Annotated in this window: 14 protein-coding genes and 1 pseudogene; 13 read left to right on the top strand and 2 right to left on the bottom strand. The window is 51.5% G+C overall.

The features are described 5' to 3' along the window. Nucleotides 1–111 precede the first annotated feature (111 nt). From OGX89_RS12950 to OGX89_RS12890, 13 genes and pseudogenes are all read left to right on the top strand, one after another. Entirely contained in the window at nucleotides 112–891 is a 780-nt protein-coding gene (locus OGX89_RS12950; protein ID WP_126956371.1) for a type IV pilus biogenesis protein PilM, read from the top strand. Continuing rightward, nucleotides 891–1,430, top strand: coding sequence for a PilN domain-containing protein (locus OGX89_RS12945; protein ID WP_126956369.1), 540 nt, complete (start codon nucleotides 891–893; stop codon nucleotides 1,428–1,430). Before OGX89_RS12950 ends, OGX89_RS12945 begins: the two co-directional genes overlap by 1 nt. Then, a complete protein-coding gene (locus OGX89_RS12940) occupies nucleotides 1,414–1,869 on the top strand; it encodes a HofO family protein (protein WP_126956367.1) in 456 nt (151 codons plus the stop codon). Before OGX89_RS12945 ends, OGX89_RS12940 begins: the two co-directional genes overlap by 17 nt. Next, nucleotides 1,859–2,272 (top strand): HofP DNA utilization family protein, encoded by a 414-nt coding sequence (locus OGX89_RS12935; protein WP_126956365.1) that lies wholly within the window; start codon nucleotides 1,859–1,861, stop codon nucleotides 2,270–2,272. The genes OGX89_RS12940 and OGX89_RS12935 overlap by 11 nt, the downstream gene beginning before the upstream one ends. Continuing rightward, nucleotides 2,175–3,422, top strand: a complete 1,248-nt coding sequence (gene hofQ, locus OGX89_RS12930) for a DNA uptake porin HofQ (RefSeq protein ID WP_126956363.1) — start codon at nucleotides 2,175–2,177, stop codon at nucleotides 3,420–3,422. Before OGX89_RS12935 ends, hofQ begins: the two co-directional genes overlap by 98 nt. A 404-nt stretch (nucleotides 3,423–3,826) precedes the next feature. Further along, a complete protein-coding gene (aroK, locus tag OGX89_RS12925) occupies nucleotides 3,827–4,348 on the top strand; it encodes a shikimate kinase AroK (RefSeq protein ID WP_003023552.1) in 522 nt (173 codons plus the stop codon). A 57-nt stretch (nucleotides 4,349–4,405) separates the two neighbouring features. Then, complete coding sequence (gene aroB / locus OGX89_RS12920; RefSeq protein WP_003827681.1) at nucleotides 4,406–5,494, top strand: 3-dehydroquinate synthase; 1,089 nt, start codon at nucleotides 4,406–4,408, stop codon at nucleotides 5,492–5,494. Between the two features lie 96 nt (nucleotides 5,495–5,590). Then, entirely contained in the window at nucleotides 5,591–6,892 is a 1,302-nt protein-coding gene (gene damX, locus OGX89_RS12915; protein WP_126956361.1) for a cell division protein DamX, read from the top strand. A gap of 117 nt (nucleotides 6,893–7,009) precedes the next feature. Next, nucleotides 7,010–7,846, top strand: coding sequence for an adenine-specific DNA-methyltransferase (dam, locus tag OGX89_RS12910; RefSeq protein WP_003827684.1), 837 nt, complete (start codon nucleotides 7,010–7,012; stop codon nucleotides 7,844–7,846). Between the two features lie 17 nt (nucleotides 7,847–7,863). Beyond that, nucleotides 7,864–8,541, top strand: coding sequence for a ribulose-phosphate 3-epimerase (rpe, locus tag OGX89_RS12905; protein ID WP_003023561.1), 678 nt, complete (start codon nucleotides 7,864–7,866; stop codon nucleotides 8,539–8,541). Continuing rightward, a complete protein-coding gene (gph, locus tag OGX89_RS12900; protein ID WP_003837920.1) occupies nucleotides 8,534–9,292 on the top strand; it encodes a phosphoglycolate phosphatase in 759 nt (252 codons plus the stop codon). Before rpe ends, gph begins: the two co-directional genes overlap by 8 nt. Next, nucleotides 9,285–10,289, top strand: a complete 1,005-nt coding sequence (gene trpS, locus OGX89_RS12895; protein ID WP_003827687.1) for a tryptophan--tRNA ligase — start codon at nucleotides 9,285–9,287, stop codon at nucleotides 10,287–10,289. Before gph ends, trpS begins: the two co-directional genes overlap by 8 nt. A gap of 34 nt (nucleotides 10,290–10,323) precedes the next feature. Further along, nucleotides 10,324–10,470: pseudogene (locus OGX89_RS12890) on the top strand (aminotransferase); the annotation flags it as partial. Between the two features lie 67 nt (nucleotides 10,471–10,537). Here OGX89_RS12890 and OGX89_RS12885 read toward each other — a convergent pair. Beyond that, nucleotides 10,538–10,708 (bottom strand): YhfL family protein, encoded by a 171-nt coding sequence (locus OGX89_RS12885; RefSeq protein WP_003827690.1) that lies wholly within the window; start codon nucleotides 10,706–10,708, stop codon nucleotides 10,538–10,540. Between the two features lie 198 nt (nucleotides 10,709–10,906). Further along, nucleotides 10,907–16,594 carry a pectate lyase-fold domain-containing protein gene (locus OGX89_RS12880; RefSeq protein ID WP_232397737.1) on the bottom strand — a complete coding sequence of 1,896 codons (5,688 nt, stop codon included), beginning with the start codon at nucleotides 16,592–16,594 and terminating at the stop codon, nucleotides 10,907–10,909. Nucleotides 16,595–16,855 lie beyond the last annotated feature (261 nt).

Here is a 16,855-nt window from a genome sequence, read left to right as displayed (position 1 = left end):
CCCATTTAGTGGCATTTGGGCAGTTTATAAACAAACGCGCGGTAGTATAAAGGCAAGCCAGACGCATTGATATACCCGTTAAAGCGACGGGTGATAAGGAGATCATCAGCAATGGCTTTCAATATCTGGAAAATTGGTCTGCATATTCAGCAACATGAAGCGCTGGCTGTCGCTATCGTTCGCGAAGCATCAGGTTGGTATCTGCAACGCTGGTGGCGTATACCGCTGACGCCTCAGGTTATCGTCGATGGCCACATTCGCGAGCCTGAACAGCTGGTCGCCGCGCTACTGCCGTGGAGCCGGGAGCTCCCTCGCCGACACCATATTCATCTCTCTTTTCCCGCCAACAGGACGTTACAAAAAAAGTTTCCTCGTCCGACAATGACGTTACGCGAGCCAGAGCAAACCGCATGGTTGTCCGGTTCGATGGCGCGTGAACTCGATATGGCGCCGGATGCGCTGCATTTTGATTATAGCGAAGACACGTTGAGCCCGGCGTTTAACGTCACTGCTGCGCAAAGCAAAGAGATTTCAGCGCTTCTGACGCTTATCCAAACCCTGAAGGTGCAGGTTACGGCGATTACACCGGATGCCAGCGCGTTACAGCGATTTATTCCCTTCTTGCCAGAGCATCAGCAGTGTCTGGTATGGCGTGATGACGCCCAGTGGTTATGGGCGATCCGTTCGGCATGGGGACGTAAATCAACGGGCGATATTGGCAGTATCGATGAGCTTGCCACGACATTATCTCTGCCCACGACAGCCATTGCGCAATGCTCCCCTGGCGGCTTCGACCCTTTGAGCGCCGTGTCTGTACGCCAGCCGCCCATTCCAACGCAAAGCCATCACTTCGCCATTGCGCTGGGACTCGCTATGGGAGGTGCGTACTGATGATAGCGACCATTAATCTTCTGCCCTGGCGTCAGACTCGGCGTTACGCTTGCCTGCGCTTCTGGGGCATCTTATTTAGCGCTTCGCTACTGCTTAGTAGCGGCGTGTTGTTGCGCTATTACAGCGTGTTGAGTGTAGAAAATCGGGCTGAATTGTTGCTGGCAGATGCCGAAAAGACGCGTGCCGAGGCCTTAATGGCGCTAAAGCCGCGTATGCAGCAGCGCCAGCAACGATGGCAACAGGTGCAGGCACGGAACAAACAGCGTGAGCAGACCCGAAGCTGGCAGTCGGTATTGCAAGAGCTGGCGGAATTCCTGCCTGAGCAGGCGTGGTTAACAAAAATGGCCTGGCAGCAGGACACGCTGGAACTGACGGGAAACACGCTGAACTTTGCCGCGCTGCAGGCGCTGGAGGCGCAATTACGCCAGCAGCCATTGTTTCAGTTGAGCAGCCCCGGTGAAACGCAGCAGGATGCGCAGGGACGCTGGCAATTCCACTATCGACTGACACGGAGCGGTGCGCATGATAACGCTCTGTGATGTCTGGTTAGCGCAGTCGCCGCGCTTTCGACTCATCTGCTGGTGCGGCTGGATGTTAGGGCTACTCATACTGGTGACGTTATGTCTTTATCCCGTCGCGCGGGAGCGGACGATGCAACGCGAGACGCTGGTCCAACAACGGGCAGCTATTCAGATGCAATGGCGAGATGTCTATCTGCTGTCGGCATCACCAGCAGAGCCGGAAGAGAAACTGACCCTGTTCTCCCCGCTGCTGTTTCAGACTTCACTTACTCGTCTTATCCACTGGCAACCCTCCGCGCAAGGCGGAGAGATGGCGCTGATATCGGCCTGGGATGCTATCCCGCAGACGTTTGTCCAGTTGGCGGAACAGGGGATGAACGTCAGCCGATTTTCGCTTAGCGCAGAAGACACGGAGTTGCTGCTAACGCTACAGCTGGAGCGTCTGAATGACGGTTGAACGCTGGCTGTTGGCATGTATGAGCGTACTGATGCTCACCGGTATGCGTAATCCCTTCCTGCCGCCGGAGGACCGCTGCCAAATTGCTGAGATGTCGACATGGCGCTTTCAGGGCATGGTGAGCCAGGGCACGCGACCCATCGGCATCGTTCAGGATAGCCAGAAAAAATGGCGGCGGGTTAAGCCAAATGACGTCCTGAAAAACGGTTGGACGATTACGCAGATAACGGCCCAGAACATAACCCTCGATACAGAAAAAAACTGCGAACCGCCGCGATGGCAGTGGCAACGACAAGGAGCGGTAAATGAAGCGATGGAGAGCGTGGATAGTAATAGCGCTGGCGGTCGGGATAACGAGCGCGCTGGCGACGAAACCGCAAAACGTGACGCTGGTGGTCGATGATGTGCCGGTTAAGCAGGTATTGCAGGCGCTGGCTGAACAGGAACAGAAAAACCTGGTGGTTTCGCCAGATGTCAGCGGTGTGCTGTCGCTGCATTTGACGGATGTCCCCTGGAAGCAGGCATTGCAGACGGTGGTAAAAAGTGCCGGGCTGGTATTACGCCAGGAGGGCAATATCCTGCATGTACATTCTGTTCAATGGCAGAGTGAAAATGCGGCCCGCCAGGACAATGAACAGGCGCGGATTCAGGCCAGTTTGCCGCTGGAGCAGCGCAGCATTATTTTGCACTATGCCGATGCTGCCGAGCTGGCAAAAGCAGGAGAAAAGCTGCTCAGTGCCAAGGGAAGCATGACGGTGGATAAACGGACCAACCGCTTACTGCTGCGTGATAATAGCGTTGCGCTTAACACCCTGGAAAAGTGGGTATCGCAAATGGATTTGCCGGTTGCCCAGGTCGAACTGGCGGCGCATATCGTCACCATAAATGAAAAAAGTTTGCGCGAGCTGGGGGTGAAGTGGTCGCTGGCTGACGCACAACAATCGGGGGCGGTTGGGAATGTTACAACGCTTGCCAGCGATCTCTCTGTAGCCACCGCCACATCCCGCGTGGGATTTAACATTGGCCGCATTAACGGTCGTTTACTGGAACTGGAGTTGTCTGCGCTGGAGCAAAAACAGCAGTTGGATATCATCGCCAGTCCACGATTACTGGCATCTCACCTGCAACCTGCCAGTATTAAGCAGGGCAGTGAGATCCCTTATCAGGTCTCCAGCGGTGAAAGCGGTGCGACATCCGTCGAGTTCAAGGAAGCGGTACTGGGGATGGAGGTAACACCAACGGTATTGCAGAAAGGGAGAATCAGGCTGAAACTGCATATCAGCCAGAATGTTCCCGGACAGGTTCTACAGCAGGCAGATGGCGAAGTGCTGGCTATCGACAAGCAGGAGATTGAAACGCAGGTCGAGGTAAAAAACGGCGAGACGATTGCGCTTGGCGGGATTTTTTCACATAAGAATAAATCCGCAGCCGACAGCGTGCCGCTATTAGGCGACATTCCCTGGCTTGGCTCTCTTTTTCGCCATGATGGTAAAGAAGATGAACGGCGCGAATTAGTGGTCTTTATTACGCCCAGACTGGTTTCAACGGAATAACTTATGCATGAAAAGCCATTGTTTTTGCACTGAACACGTTTCAGGGATTTGACGTGAGGGTGTATTTAGCATACAAGGAGTACCGATTTGAGCGTCGGTACTTTTCTTTACTTATGCGGCAGTGAATACGCTTTGCCTTTCCGGTGGTGTGCCATAGGCTTATTGGGTGTCATTTGACTGCGCGATACGTCGCCAGGTCTGATGTTTGCAGGGTAGCATGCCTGCCACGACCAGAAATGCGTTAGGTTTGGTGATTTATTCAGTTGCCAAACCCGCTTGAGTATTGAGATAATTTTCAGTCTGACTCTCGCAATATCTTATGAGGTTTCAGTTCATGTCCTGCTGCGCTGGGTGTCTGCGAAGCGGGTTTACCATTAACGAATAGTCTTAGTAGTACCGAAAAAATGGCAGAGAAACGCAATATCTTTCTGGTTGGGCCTATGGGTGCCGGAAAAAGCACTATTGGGCGCCAGTTAGCTCAACAACTCAATATGGAATTTTACGATTCTGATCAAGAGATTGAGAAACGAACCGGAGCTGATGTGGGCTGGGTCTTCGATGTAGAAGGTGAAGACGGCTTCCGTGATCGCGAAGAAAAAGTCATCAACGAGTTGACGGAAAAACAGGGTATTGTGCTGGCAACTGGCGGTGGCTCTGTAAAATCACGTGAAACACGTAACCGTCTTTCCGCGCGTGGCGTCGTGGTCTATCTTGAAACGACAATTGAAAAACAACTTGCACGTACTCAACGTGACAAGAAACGCCCGCTGCTGCAGGTAGAATCACCGCCTCGTGAAGTTCTGGAAGCGTTGGCTGACGAACGCAATCCTTTGTACGAAGAGATTGCTGACGTGACCATTCGCACCGACGATCAGAGCGCAAAAGTCGTAGCAAACCAGATTATTCATATGTTGGAAAGCAACTAATTCTGGCTGAATACACACTCGTCTGCGGGTACAAGTAACTAAGGTGGATGTCGCGTAATGGAGAGGATCACAGTCACTCTCGGGGAACGTAGTTACCCTATCACCATCGCGGCTGGTTTGTTCAATGAGCCAGCTTCATTCTTACCGCTGAAATCGGGCGATCAGGTTATGTTGGTGACCAACGAAACCCTGGCTCCCCTTTATCTCGATAAGGTTCGCGGCGTACTTGAACAGGCGGGTGTTAACGTTGATAGCGTTATCCTTCCCGATGGCGAGCAGTATAAAAGCCTGACGGTTCTGGATACGGTTTTCACCGCGTTACTGCAAAAACCGCACGGTCGTGATACCACGTTAGTTGCCCTTGGCGGCGGCGTGATTGGCGATCTGACCGGTTTTGCGGCAGCCAGCTATCAACGTGGTGTTCGTTTTATTCAAGTCCCGACAACCCTGTTGTCGCAGGTCGACTCCTCCGTTGGCGGCAAAACCGCCGTAAACCATCCCCTCGGTAAAAACATGATTGGCGCGTTTTACCAACCGGCCTCCGTGGTGGTGGATCTCGATTGCCTGAAAACGCTTCCTGCGCGTGAGCTGGCATCGGGGCTGGCGGAAGTGATCAAATACGGCATCATTCTTGACGGTGAATTTTTCAGCTGGCTGGAAGACAATCTGGATGCGTTACTGCGTCTGGATGGTCCGGCAATGGCGTACTGTATCCGTCGTTGTTGTGAGCTGAAAGCAGAAGTTGTCGCAGCAGACGAGCGTGAAATGGGCTTACGTGCTTTACTGAATCTGGGACACACGTTTGGCCATGCGATCGAAGCTGAAATGGGTTATGGCAATTGGTTACATGGTGAAGCAGTCGCAGCAGGTATGGTAATGGCTGCCCGTACGTCAGAACGTTTGGGTCAGTTCACCTCCGCTGATACGCAGCGCATCATTACGCTGTTACAGCGAGCAGGCTTACCGGTGAATGGGCCGCGTGAAATGTCCACCGAGGCTTATCTGCCGCACATGCTGCGAGATAAAAAAGTGTTAGCGGGAGAGATTCGTTTGGTGCTTCCGCGAGCGATAGGGAAGAGTGAAGTGCGCGGCGGAGTGTCGCACGAGGTGGTTCTTAACGCTATTGCTGATTGCCAGCAGGCGTAACAACAAGAAAGGTCAGGCTTACGTTGCGAAACGTAGGTCTTTTAGCTTCAGGTTATGTGCAAAGTCGTAAGCATTAACCTTTGAGTGGGGTGTTAAATGGATGAATTCAAACCAGAAGACGAGCTGAAACCCGATCCCAGCGATCGTCGTACTGGTCGTTCTCGTCAATCGTCTGAACGCGATAATGAGCCGCAAATCAATTTTGATGATGTTGATCTGGATGCTGACGATCGCCGTCCTGCGCGCGCACGCAAAGAGCGTGATGAAGAGCAGGACATTGAAGAAGAGTATGAATCTGATGACGATGCGGTGGATGAAGAGCGTGTAGAACGTCGTCCGCGCAAGCGTAAGAAAGCCGTCAGCAAGCCTGCCTCCCGCCAGTATATGATGATGGGCGTGGGTGTTCTGGTACTGCTGCTGCTGATTATCGGCATTGGTTCTGCGCTGAAAGCCCCCTCATCTTCTTCCAATGAGCAGGCAGCATCTGGCGAGAAGAGCATCGATCTCTCTGGCAGCAATGCAACGGATCAGGCGAGTGCAACGACACCTGCAACGGGCGCTGAGCAGACCGCTGGCAATACCCAGCAGGATGTTTCCCTGCCACCGATTTCCTCTACCCCGACTCAAGGTCAGGCACCTGCGGCAACCGAAGGCCAGCAGCGTGTTGAAGTGCAGGGCGATTTGAACAATGCTCTGACACAACCACAGGGTCAGGAGCAGGTTAACAACGCCGTGGTTAACTCTACGCTGCCGACTGAACCTGCGACCGTTGCGCCGATGCGTAATGGTAATGCTGCGCGCCAGACGGCGAAAACGGAAACGACTGAGCGTCCTGCTGCTACGCGCCAGGAACGTAAACAGGCCGTTATTGAGCCGAAGAGCAAACCGCAAACTACGGTGAAAGCGACGCCGACAGAGCCGAAACCTGTTGCCCAGGCAAAACCAACCGTAACTGCTACCGCGCCGACCACCACAACTAAAGCACCTGTGGTAACCGCTACGCCGAAAGCGACCGCTGAGCCGAAAGCAACCACAACTGTGCCAGCACAGACTGCAACGCCTGCGCCAACGGCGACAGCAACAACGCCTGTTGCTGGCGGAGCGAAAAGTGCAGGTAATGTTGGAGCGTTAAAATCTGCGCCGTCCAGCCATTACACGCTGCAGCTCAGCAGTTCTTCTAACTACGACAACCTGAACGGTTGGGCGAAGAAAGAAAACCTGAAGAACTATGTGGTGTACCAGACGACGCGTAACGGTCAACCGTGGTATGTTCTGGTGACAGGCGTGTATGCGTCTAAAGAAGATGCGAAACGTGCAGTGTCTACGTTACCCGCTGATATTCAGGCGAAAAACCCGTGGGCAAAACCGCTGCATCAGGTTCAGGCCGATTTGAAGTAAGATAGGATATGTTCTGCAATGGTTTGATGTTTCGCCCAATTGCGGGACAAAGACTAAAGCGCAGGATGCTGTCGGAGCTTTCTCCACAGCCGGAGAAGGTGTAATTAGTTAGTCAGCATGAAAAAAAATCGCGCTTTTTTGAAATGGGCAGGGGGGAAATACCCCCTGCTTGATGATATCAAACGGCATTTACCTCAGGGTGAGTGCCTGATTGAACCTTTCGTGGGTGCCGGGTCGGTGTTTCTCAACACCGACTTTTCTCGTTATATTCTTGCCGATATCAACAGCGACCTTATCAGTCTCTATAACATCGTGAAGACGCGTACCGATGAGTATGTGCAGGCTTCGCGTGAGCTGTTTATGCCTGAAACCAACCAGGCTGAGGTGTACTATCGGTTCAGAGAAGAATTTAATGCCAGCGAGGATCCGTTCCGCAGAGCAGTACTGTTCTTGTATCTGAACCGCTTTGGTTACAACGGATTGTGCCGTTATAACCTGCGCGGCGAGTTTAACGTCCCGTTTGGGCGTTATAAAAAACCTTACTTCCCAGAAGCCGAGTTGTACCATTTTGCTGAGAAAGCGCAGAATGCGGAGTTCCATTGCCTCTCCTATGAAGAGTGCATGAACCGTGCGGATAGCAACTCTGTGGTCTATTGTGACCCGCCTTATGCACCGCTTTCGGCGACGGCAAATTTCACTGCGTATCACACCAACAGCTTTAGCCCGAAAGAGCAGGCGCATTTGGCCGAGATGGCAGAAAAGCTGGTCAGTAAGCAGATCCCGGTGTTAATTTCGAACCACGATACGCCCGATACCCGTGAATGGTACCGAGCGGCGAAACATTTTCAGGTCAAAGTGCGGCGCAGCATAAGCAGCAATGGCGGCACGCGTAAAAAGGTGAACGAACTGCTGGCACTGTATAAACCAGGAGTCGTAACGCCTGCGAAGAAATAAATCTCAAGGAGAAGCGGATGAAACAGTATTTGATCGCCCCCTCAATTCTGTCGGCTGATTTTGCCCGCCTGGGTGAGGACACCGCGAGAGCGCTGACTGCCGGTGCCGATGTCGTGCACTTCGACGTCATGGACAATCACTACGTACCGAACCTGACCATCGGACCGATGGTACTGAAATCGCTGCGTAAATATGGCATCACCGCCCCGATTGATGTTCACCTGATGGTGAAACCGGTCGATCGTATTGTCCCGGACTTCGCCGCCGCTGGCGCCAGCATCATTACTTTTCATCCGGAAGCCTCCGAGCATGTTGATCGCACTTTACAGCTGATCAAAGAGCATGGCTGTAAAGCGGGTCTGGTGTTCAACCCGGCAACACCGCTGAGCTATCTGGACTACGTCATGGATAAGCTCGATGTGATCCTGCTGATGTCCGTTAACCCAGGCTTTGGCGGACAGTCCTTCATCCCACAAACGCTGGATAAGCTGCGCGAAGTGCGTCGTCGTATTGATGAATCTGGCTACGATATCCGCCTCGAAGTGGACGGTGGCGTCAAAGTGAATAACATTGGTGAAATTGCCGCGGCAGGCGCAGATATGTTTGTCGCAGGCTCCGCCATTTTCGACCAACCAGACTACAAAAAAGTCATTGATGAAATGCGCAATGAACTGGCGAAGGTAAGTCATGGATAAGTTTCAGGATATTCGGGGCGCTGCATTTGACCTCGACGGCACGCTGGTCGACAGCGCGCCGGGATTAGCCGCAGCGGTGGACATGGCGCTATATGCGCTGGAACTGCCGGTTGCCGGAGAAGAACGCGTTATCACCTGGATTGGTAACGGTGCAGATGTACTGATGGAGCGCGCGCTGGCGTGGTCCCGTCAGGAGCGCGCAACATTACGTAAAACGATGGGTAAACCGCCCGTTGATGATGATATTCCCGCCGAGGAGCAGGTACGTATTTTGCGTAAGCTGTTCGACAGATACTACGGCGATGTCGCAGAAGAGGGGACATTCCTGTTCCCTGATGTTGCCGACACGCTGGGCGCGCTGCATGCGAAAGGATTGCCGCTGGGTCTGGTGACCAATAAACCGACCCCGTTTGTCGCACCATTGCTCGAAGCATTAGATATCGCCAAGTACTTTAGCGTGGTCATCGGTGGTGACGACGTGCAGAATAAAAAACCGCATCCGGATCCGCTGCTGCTGGTGGCAAGTAAGCTTGGCATCAAGCCTGAGCAAATGCTCTTCGTAGGGGATTCACGTAATGATATTCAGGCGGCAAAAGCTGCTGGCTGTCCGTCCGTTGGCCTGACCTATGGCTACAACTACGGCGAGTCAATCGCGCTGAGCCAGCCCGACGTTATTTACGACCGTATTAATGAACTACTGCCCGCTCTCGGGCTTCCGCATAGCGAAAATCAGGAATCAAAAAATGACTAAGCCCATCGTTTTTAGTGGCGCACAGCCCTCAGGTGAATTGACCATTGGCAACTATATGGGTGCGCTGCGTCAGTGGGTGAGCATGCAGGATGATTATCATTGCATCTACTGCATCGTTGACCAACATGCCATCACCGTTCGTCAGGATGCTCAGCAGCTGCGTAAAGCAACGCTCGATACGCTGGCGCTGTATCTGGCATGCGGTATCGATCCTGAAAAAAGCACCATTTTCGTGCAGTCTCACGTACCGGAGCATGCACAGTTAGGTTGGGCGCTGAACTGCTACACCTACTTCGGCGAACTGAGCCGTATGACCCAGTTCAAAGACAAATCCGCGCGCTATGCGGAGAACATCAACGCCGGTCTGTTTGATTATCCGGTACTGATGGCGGCAGACATCCTGTTGTATCAGACCAACCAGGTACCGGTTGGCGAAGATCAGAAACAGCATCTGGAACTGAGCCGCGATATCGCCCAGCGCTTCAACGCTCTGTATGGCGACATCTTCAAAGTGCCTGAGCCGTTCATTCCTAAATCCGGCGCGCGCGTGATGTCGCTGCTGGAGCCGACGAAGAAAATGTCCAAGTCGGATGACAACCGCAACAACGTGATCGGCCTGCTGGAAGATCCGAAATCTGTGGTTAAGAAAATCAAACGTGCGATGACCGACTCTGAAGAACCGCCTGTTGTACGCTACGACGTGCAGAACAAAGCGGGTGTTTCCAACCTGCTGGATATCCTCTCTGCGGTCACCGGTAAGAGCATTCCGGAGCTGGAACAGCACTTCGAAGGCAAAATGTATGGTCATCTGAAAGGTGAAGTCGCAGAGGCCGTTTCCGGTATGCTGACCGAGCTTCAGGAACGCTATCACCGTTTCCGTAACGATGAAGCTTTCCTGCAGAAAGTGATGAAAGAAGGTGCGGAAAAAGCCAGCGCCCGCGCATCTGTTACGCTGAAGGCCGTTTACGAAGCGATTGGTTTTGTCGCCAAGCCGTAATGCTCCCTGCAATACTGAAGAAACCGGGTTACGCCCGGTTTTTTTTCGCCTTTCGGGGACGTTTCGCGAAGCGAGTCCGTCGTTGGGCGATTATGCGATTCGAATCAATCCAAACCGAAGTGGAGAAGAAACGGTGCTGCGTATTTTGCGCGAGAGCGTGAGTGCGATAACATGTGAATGAGCACCTAATCTATAAATGCAAAAACCGGGAAGTTCCCGGTTTTTTTGTATCTGCGCAATCGCTTCTATTACTGATTCGCAGCCGGGCCACAGCCACCAATAATTTTTGAAATCGAAATTGCTGGATGCAGGAAATAATCGTAGCTGCAGTTGTTTTTTGTGTTTTCGATATGACCAGTGCACGCGGTCAGCGTAGCCAGAACACCAGCAACTAAGGTGATTTTTGCAAATTTCAGCATGTTAAAATCCTTGTAAGATATCTATTTTTAAATGGATGAAATCCATTTTTCGGCGGTTAAGATATCAACTAACATAAACTTTAAGTAGTCCAGAAAAGGACATATCTTTTTTTATATAAAACATAAGATTGGTGAATTTGATTTATATAAAGATAGTCTGGTATTAATAAGTAATACCAGACTGCTGGATTTAATTAATTAGCGAAATGTTTTTCTGAAATTCAACATAAAGCCTTTATCATTGATGTTGTCCTCTTTCCACTGGTAAGCGTCCAGATTCAGGCTGGCGTCTTTGGCGCTGTATTTCACACCGACCGTCGCCAGACCGTTGATGCCTCCGCCTTTTTGGTCGTCGTCTACACTAAAGGACTGGCCTGCGGCACCTTGCAGTGACGCGGTACGCTGGCTTTTGCTGTAGCTCAGGTTCGGACCACCTTCCAGTGTGGCGCTGGCGCTCCAGCCATTTTCAGCGGTATAGTCGAACTTCATTCCGACAATGGAATCCACAGCGGTTTCGCTGCCAGCGTTCATCGACAGGTTGAAATCACCCGCACTACGCTCTTTATAGCTGCCTTCCAGCGTATGACGGAATTTCACCCCGGCGTACGGCGTGACTTTCAACGTATCGTTGAGCATGGTGAAGGTTTTCGCCCCTTCGCTGCGGAACTCAAGATACTGCTGACGTGCGTTGGAATCCGCCACCTTGTTGGTGTCGCCATAAGAGACAGAACGGCTGCTGTCGAGGTTGTGCACGTCATAACGCAGGCTGTTCTTCCACGCCAGACCTTCATTAAACGCCATGCTGTGCTTCAGACCAAAGAACTGGCTGTAGCCACCGGTCAGGCCGTTGTCGCCCGCGGTCTTCGAACCGTCACCATCCAGACGGGCGATACCGTATTCCAGCGTCAGATTCTGGTTCTCACTCAAATCCAGTTTCTGGCGCAATGCCAGCATGTCGTACTGGGTGTCGTTACCCAGCGCGGCGCGTGGATCTCCTTTTGCCACCACGTTGAACGCCAGACCATCTTTAATCTGTGGCGCGGCGTCAGCCAGCATACTGAAGCGGTTGCTGAGCACCCGGGCTTCACGGAATACGGTATGCGCTTGGCTGCCGCTCACCTGCTTCAGAGCGCTGTTCAGTTCAGCGGTGCTGCCAACGTTAAGACTGGTATACAGCTCGTTGTTGGTGTAGCCCGCATCCAGGGCGCTTGCCACATCGGATACGCTGCTGTCGGTTGCGACATCCGCGTAGGCGTTTTTGGTCATGGTGACGTCCACGTTGCCGTCGGCGTCTTGGCTGCCCTGGGCGTTCCACACCACCGAAGTGGAGGTGATGGCGGCAGCATCGGTCAGATTGTTGCCTTCCACGACGTTATCGAAGGTGACGGTGGTATCGGCGGTGCCTGCGGTGAAACCGGTGTTGATGCCCACGCCGTCCATGCTGGCGTTGCTGACTTTCAGTTGGCCCGCGCTGCCGTCAGCGCTGGTGCCGACCACGTAGCCGTTCAGGTTGTTGGTGGCGGAAGAGGAGGAGGAGCTGCCGCTGGAGACGGTGGGATCCGGCACGTCCGGCAGGATGTAGTCGGCATAATGCACTTCGGTCGAATTGCCATTATTACCGTTAGTCCCTTCCACGTTAACGTTGTCGCCCTGTTTGATCAGTCCGGAACCCGTCACGTCATCGGCAATCACCACCGTGCCGTTATTGACCACATGACCCGCCCCCGCAACGCTGAAGGCGTAAGAATTACTGGCATAGATATTAATGGTGCCGTTGTTCTCAATGACAGCGTCAGCCGTGGCGTTAGCGTCCAGCGCCATTGCCGTCATGCCGGTGTCGGTAGTGCCTTTTGTCCCGAGGTTGATGGTGCCGTTGTTCACCAGTTGCGCGTTGTGGCTGCCGTACATACCGTAAGCGTTGTTGCCGCTGATATTCATGGTGCCATCGTTTTCGGCAACGTAGTTACTGTGGGTAAAGCTGATGGCTTTGCCGTTATCCACATCGTAGTTAATCACCCCAGCCTGTTGATTCCAGAAAAAGGCATCACTGCTGCCGGCATTCGCTGCGCTTGCCATCACGGATTTAGCCGTGGCATCGACGACTCCGGCGTTTATAAAGGCCGCAGTGCCGCTCTGAACGTTCAGCCCGGCGCTTCCCTTAGCGTCACTGATTTTGATATGCCCGGTGTTATAGAGCCGACTGTTGTCACGGAAATTAACATCATTTTCCGCGTTATCAATAATTAGCTCACCGCTATTGTTGAACACGGAGTTACCGTTAATATCCAATGTGCTTTGATATGCACCTTCCCCTACGTAACCGAGATACCAGGTACCGCTATTATTCACTACCGCGTTATTATTCAGCTTAGCACTACGCTGTACTATACCGTCGGGCAGATTATTCAGGGTGCCGCCATTCATTGTAATCGCTTTGTTTACCGTACCGTCATTATTGAATATACCGCTGTTAACAGTGACGGCATTAACCGTACCTTCATTGTTCAGCGTACCGTCGGTTATTTGAATGGCGCTGTTGATTATGCCGGATGCAGTATTTGTGAGCGCACTGTCCCTCTCTTTAAGGTAAAGTGCGTTATTATTCACCGTTCCACTATTGGTGACATCACCCATGATGAGCGCATTTTTGTAGAGATCTACCGCTTCACCGACGTTGGCGATGGCCTCATCATCATAGACCAGAGAGATATAGTCATCCGTTGGGTTATATGACTCGCTATTCTGGCAGTCATCGCCAATGCAGACTGTACCGTAGTTCACGACGGTACTGCTGGCGTCAGCATAGAAAGGTTGCCCATAGTCTGCGTCAATATTAATCACCCCGGTGCTGTCATTGACTACCGTACCGCCGAAAAACGCCGCCATGCCGACCAGTTGATTCGTTTCGCCAGTAACACCGTCGTCTGCTGTGAGGTTGATGGTGCCCTGGTTAATAGCCGTGCCGCCACTCATCGCCGTCATCCCATATCCGGCGTTATTAACGGTAATGGTTCCGGTGTTGATCGCTGTCGCATTGCCGCTGCCAATATTGTCAGAACCTGCAACCATTCCAGCACTGGTGATTTCATGGCTATCTGTGTGCCAGTAGTTTTCACCAATCACATCCCCATTATCATCCAACTGCTGTTGGTACCCATTAACGTAGATATTCCCAGCGTTTTGTGCCGTGCCCTGACTGGCGCCCATCGCGTAAACTCCCGCGCCTGCGACAGAAATAGTTGCACCAGCATCATTGATAACACTGCCTTGTTCGGAAGCCAGTAAGCCATATTGTGTATTTTTATACCATGCCTGTGGGTACTCATATGCGCTGGTACTAAAATAGGGTGTTGCACCTGCGGTGAGCGTAATATTGCCGCCAGCACTGTTTTCCGCTATTGAGCCTTCTCCACTCGCTGATATTGCAATACCACGCGAATAATCATCTCCTGAGGTGCTAACCGAAATATCACCGCTGTTTTTGGCGGTTGCGCCACCTACGACGCCTATTAGTGTTACGGCATTTTTGCTATTTATAGACCCTTTATTTTCAATAGAAGAACCGTTACCTTCAGCACGTAATAATGATACGCCGGTACGCACAGGGGCATTAATAATATTAACGCTTATTGTCAGATTAGAATCTTCAGTGAGCGTCAATGAACCACCATTTTGTACGTGTGCTAGTTCGACATTTCCGCCCTGAATATCGGTAATGTTGACCTGTGAATTTCCGCTTAATGAGACATCACTGTTGCCATCAATATCAATACCTACAACAAAAGAATTTCTATCATGCAATACGTTTTGATAATTAACATTCAGACCACCACTGATATCGATGGTATTATTATCGCCATGGATGCTTAGTCCGGTTGTATCCATGTATTGATTGTTGTTAGTATATTGCTCGATCATTGATATATTCAATGCGCCATCTAACGAGATGTTATTGTCATCACCATTGATGGTTACCCCAGTGAGCGTTTCATCACTTGCCAGTATACTCTCTGATGTATGCGTGCTGAGTATGTTGACGTCACCGGTAATATCTGTTGTCACATTATCGCCACTTACCACTACGCCTGTTGCACCATGGAAAATACCATCACTGCCTTCATTTGAAATAACGTTAATCTTGCCATCAAGATTAATGGTTGAATTATTTCCACTAATTTCTGCGCCGGTTCCATTCAGGCTGACATCAATGTCCCCTTTATTACTAAAGGTGGCTTGCTCTCCAGTAATGGTAAAACCAATAGAGTCTTGATCGCGTACTGTTGTATTGCCAATGTTACTGACTTTATTACCCGTACCGTTGACGATAATGCCTATTGCTCCATTGGTTACAAGCAGGTCTCCCGCTTGCGTTATGCTAGCGTTATCGCCATTGATTGCAGTACCGATAGAACCTATGCCGTCAACGGTAATATTACCTGTATTGGCGATACGAGCATTGTTGCCATCAATATGAGTACCCGTTCCTCCTCGGGTAATAGTCTGATCCCCTTCGCTGATGATCAGCGCGCCATTACCCTCAATATTTAGTCCAGTTGAGTTTTCACCATCAACTTTTGAGTGACCAGTGTTATCCACGACGACATCATCGCCGCTGATTTTTGCCCCTGTACCGCCCTCGCTAACGTTTAACTCACCAGCGTTAGTGAAGCGTGCTTTATCGCCCATGATGGTCAGCCCGGTAGATCCGGCGCCGCTGATGGTTGCCGTCCCGGTACTATCAAGCGTGGTGTTGTCGCCATCAATAACCACACCAGTACTGCCGTTGCTGACATCAATATTGCCGGAGATATGGGTCGTTGAACCATCGCCGGAAATTAATGCGCCGGTTGCGCCGTTGATGGTGGAGTGGCCTGAAATGGTGTTGGTGGTGTCTTCGCCGGTAATGACCATGCCGGTTGCGCCGTCGCTGACGGTGGAATCCCCGTTTAGCGTATTGTTCGTTCGGTCGCCGGATATAACAACGCCGGTTTTGCCTTCGCCACTAATATCTATCCCACGTTCGGCAGTATGCGATTCGTCATCGCCGGAGATGACTGTTGTTTGCGCATCGGCAATAATCAAATAGCCGCGGCTATCGTACTTCCAGTAAAGCCCGTTTTCCTGCGTCCCTTCAATGATAGCTTCATTGTCATCGGTGACATTCCATCCAGAGACCTGCAATATTTTTCCATCTGCGGTAGTCAACTGCCATTGATCTCCCTGTTTGGCATAACTGAAAGTAGCGCCGCCGAGATGTTTGCCGCTATCAAGTTTAAGGTCGTCAAAGGAGAGGGTTTCTTTACCTTTATCCAGCGTTACGCCATTGCTGAAAGTGAGTACCGTCGTATCAGGCGGAGTCACATCGCCGCCGTCATCGGGTGGGGTGGGGGTAACGTCGCCACCATCGTCAGGCGGAGTCACATCGCCACCGTCATCGGGTGGGGTGGGGGTAACGTCGCCACCATCGTCAGGCGGAGTCACATCGCCGCCGTCATCGGGAGGCGTGGGGATAACGTCGCCGCCATCGTCAGGCGGAGTTACATCGCCATCGCCACCGGGTGGGGTGGGGATAACGTCACCGCCATCGTCAGGCGGAATGACAGGGGGATTATTATGTTGAGAATGCCCACTACCATTGTTATCGATACCAATTGCTACACCTGCGGCGAGTGCTGCGACACCTCCAGCCACCCATCCCCAGTGGTTGTCTTGTTCTTCGTAGTCTGCAAGGCAGCGTGTTGAAAGTTTGTCGCGTTCTTTTTTAGATAATACAGATATATTAGTGGGGCAATCGCTATCATCGTCGTTGTCGGCGGCTATCGCCGGAACGTAGTAAGTTTGGAGTGCAATTGCAATACCTACTGCAATGAGTTTTTCCCTTTGCATAATTTTTATCCTTAATTATATATCTGACGCAAGGTATAGATTTTTATCAAGAGGTAAATATTATATTGTTTGTCTTCGGGTAACGCTATTTCACAAATAATCATGGTAACTATGATTTATTAAATTCGTGAATTTTATTTATTCTTGTTAGGGATGTGAGTGGGATGTTTTGTGCGGTTTTTATGAATTCATGCGGAAATGTATTTATGTGATGAATGAATTCATTTTTTCTTCATCTGGATTTGAGAATAAATAATGAAT

It is taken from the genome of Citrobacter sp. Cpo103 (assembly GCF_030332605.1).
GTDB classification, from domain to species: Bacteria; Pseudomonadota; Gammaproteobacteria; order Enterobacterales; family Enterobacteriaceae; genus Citrobacter; species Citrobacter portucalensis.
This window is presented reverse-complemented; position numbering and strand designations above follow the sequence as displayed.

Bases quoted from the DNA above. Each gene is read 5' to 3' on its own strand.
- hofQ (WP_126956363.1), top strand. From the start codon at position 2,175: ATGAAGCGATGGAGAGCGTGGATAGTAATAGCGCTGGCGGTCGGGATA.
- OGX89_RS12880 (WP_232397737.1), bottom strand. From the start codon at position 16,594: ATGCAAAGGGAAAAACTCATTGCAGTAGGTATTGCAATTGCACTCCAA.
- trpS (WP_003827687.1), top strand. From the start codon at position 9,285: ATGACTAAGCCCATCGTTTTTAGTGGCGCACAGCCCTCAGGTGAATTG.
- OGX89_RS12950 (WP_126956371.1), top strand. From the start codon at position 112: ATGGCTTTCAATATCTGGAAAATTGGTCTGCATATTCAGCAACATGAA.
- dam (WP_003827684.1), top strand. From the start codon at position 7,010: ATGAAAAAAAATCGCGCTTTTTTGAAATGGGCAGGGGGGAAATACCCC.
- OGX89_RS12935 (WP_126956365.1), top strand. From the start codon at position 1,859: ATGACGGTTGAACGCTGGCTGTTGGCATGTATGAGCGTACTGATGCTC.
- aroB (WP_003827681.1), top strand. From the start codon at position 4,406: ATGGAGAGGATCACAGTCACTCTCGGGGAACGTAGTTACCCTATCACC.
- OGX89_RS12945 (WP_126956369.1), top strand. From the start codon at position 891: ATGATAGCGACCATTAATCTTCTGCCCTGGCGTCAGACTCGGCGTTAC.
- gph (WP_003837920.1), top strand. From the start codon at position 8,534: ATGGATAAGTTTCAGGATATTCGGGGCGCTGCATTTGACCTCGACGGC.
- rpe (WP_003023561.1), top strand. From the start codon at position 7,864: ATGAAACAGTATTTGATCGCCCCCTCAATTCTGTCGGCTGATTTTGCC.
- damX (WP_126956361.1), top strand. From the start codon at position 5,591: ATGGATGAATTCAAACCAGAAGACGAGCTGAAACCCGATCCCAGCGAT.
- OGX89_RS12940 (WP_126956367.1), top strand. From the start codon at position 1,414: ATGATAACGCTCTGTGATGTCTGGTTAGCGCAGTCGCCGCGCTTTCGA.
- aroK (WP_003023552.1), top strand. From the start codon at position 3,827: ATGGCAGAGAAACGCAATATCTTTCTGGTTGGGCCTATGGGTGCCGGA.
- OGX89_RS12885 (WP_003827690.1), bottom strand. From the start codon at position 10,708: ATGCTGAAATTTGCAAAAATCACCTTAGTTGCTGGTGTTCTGGCTACG.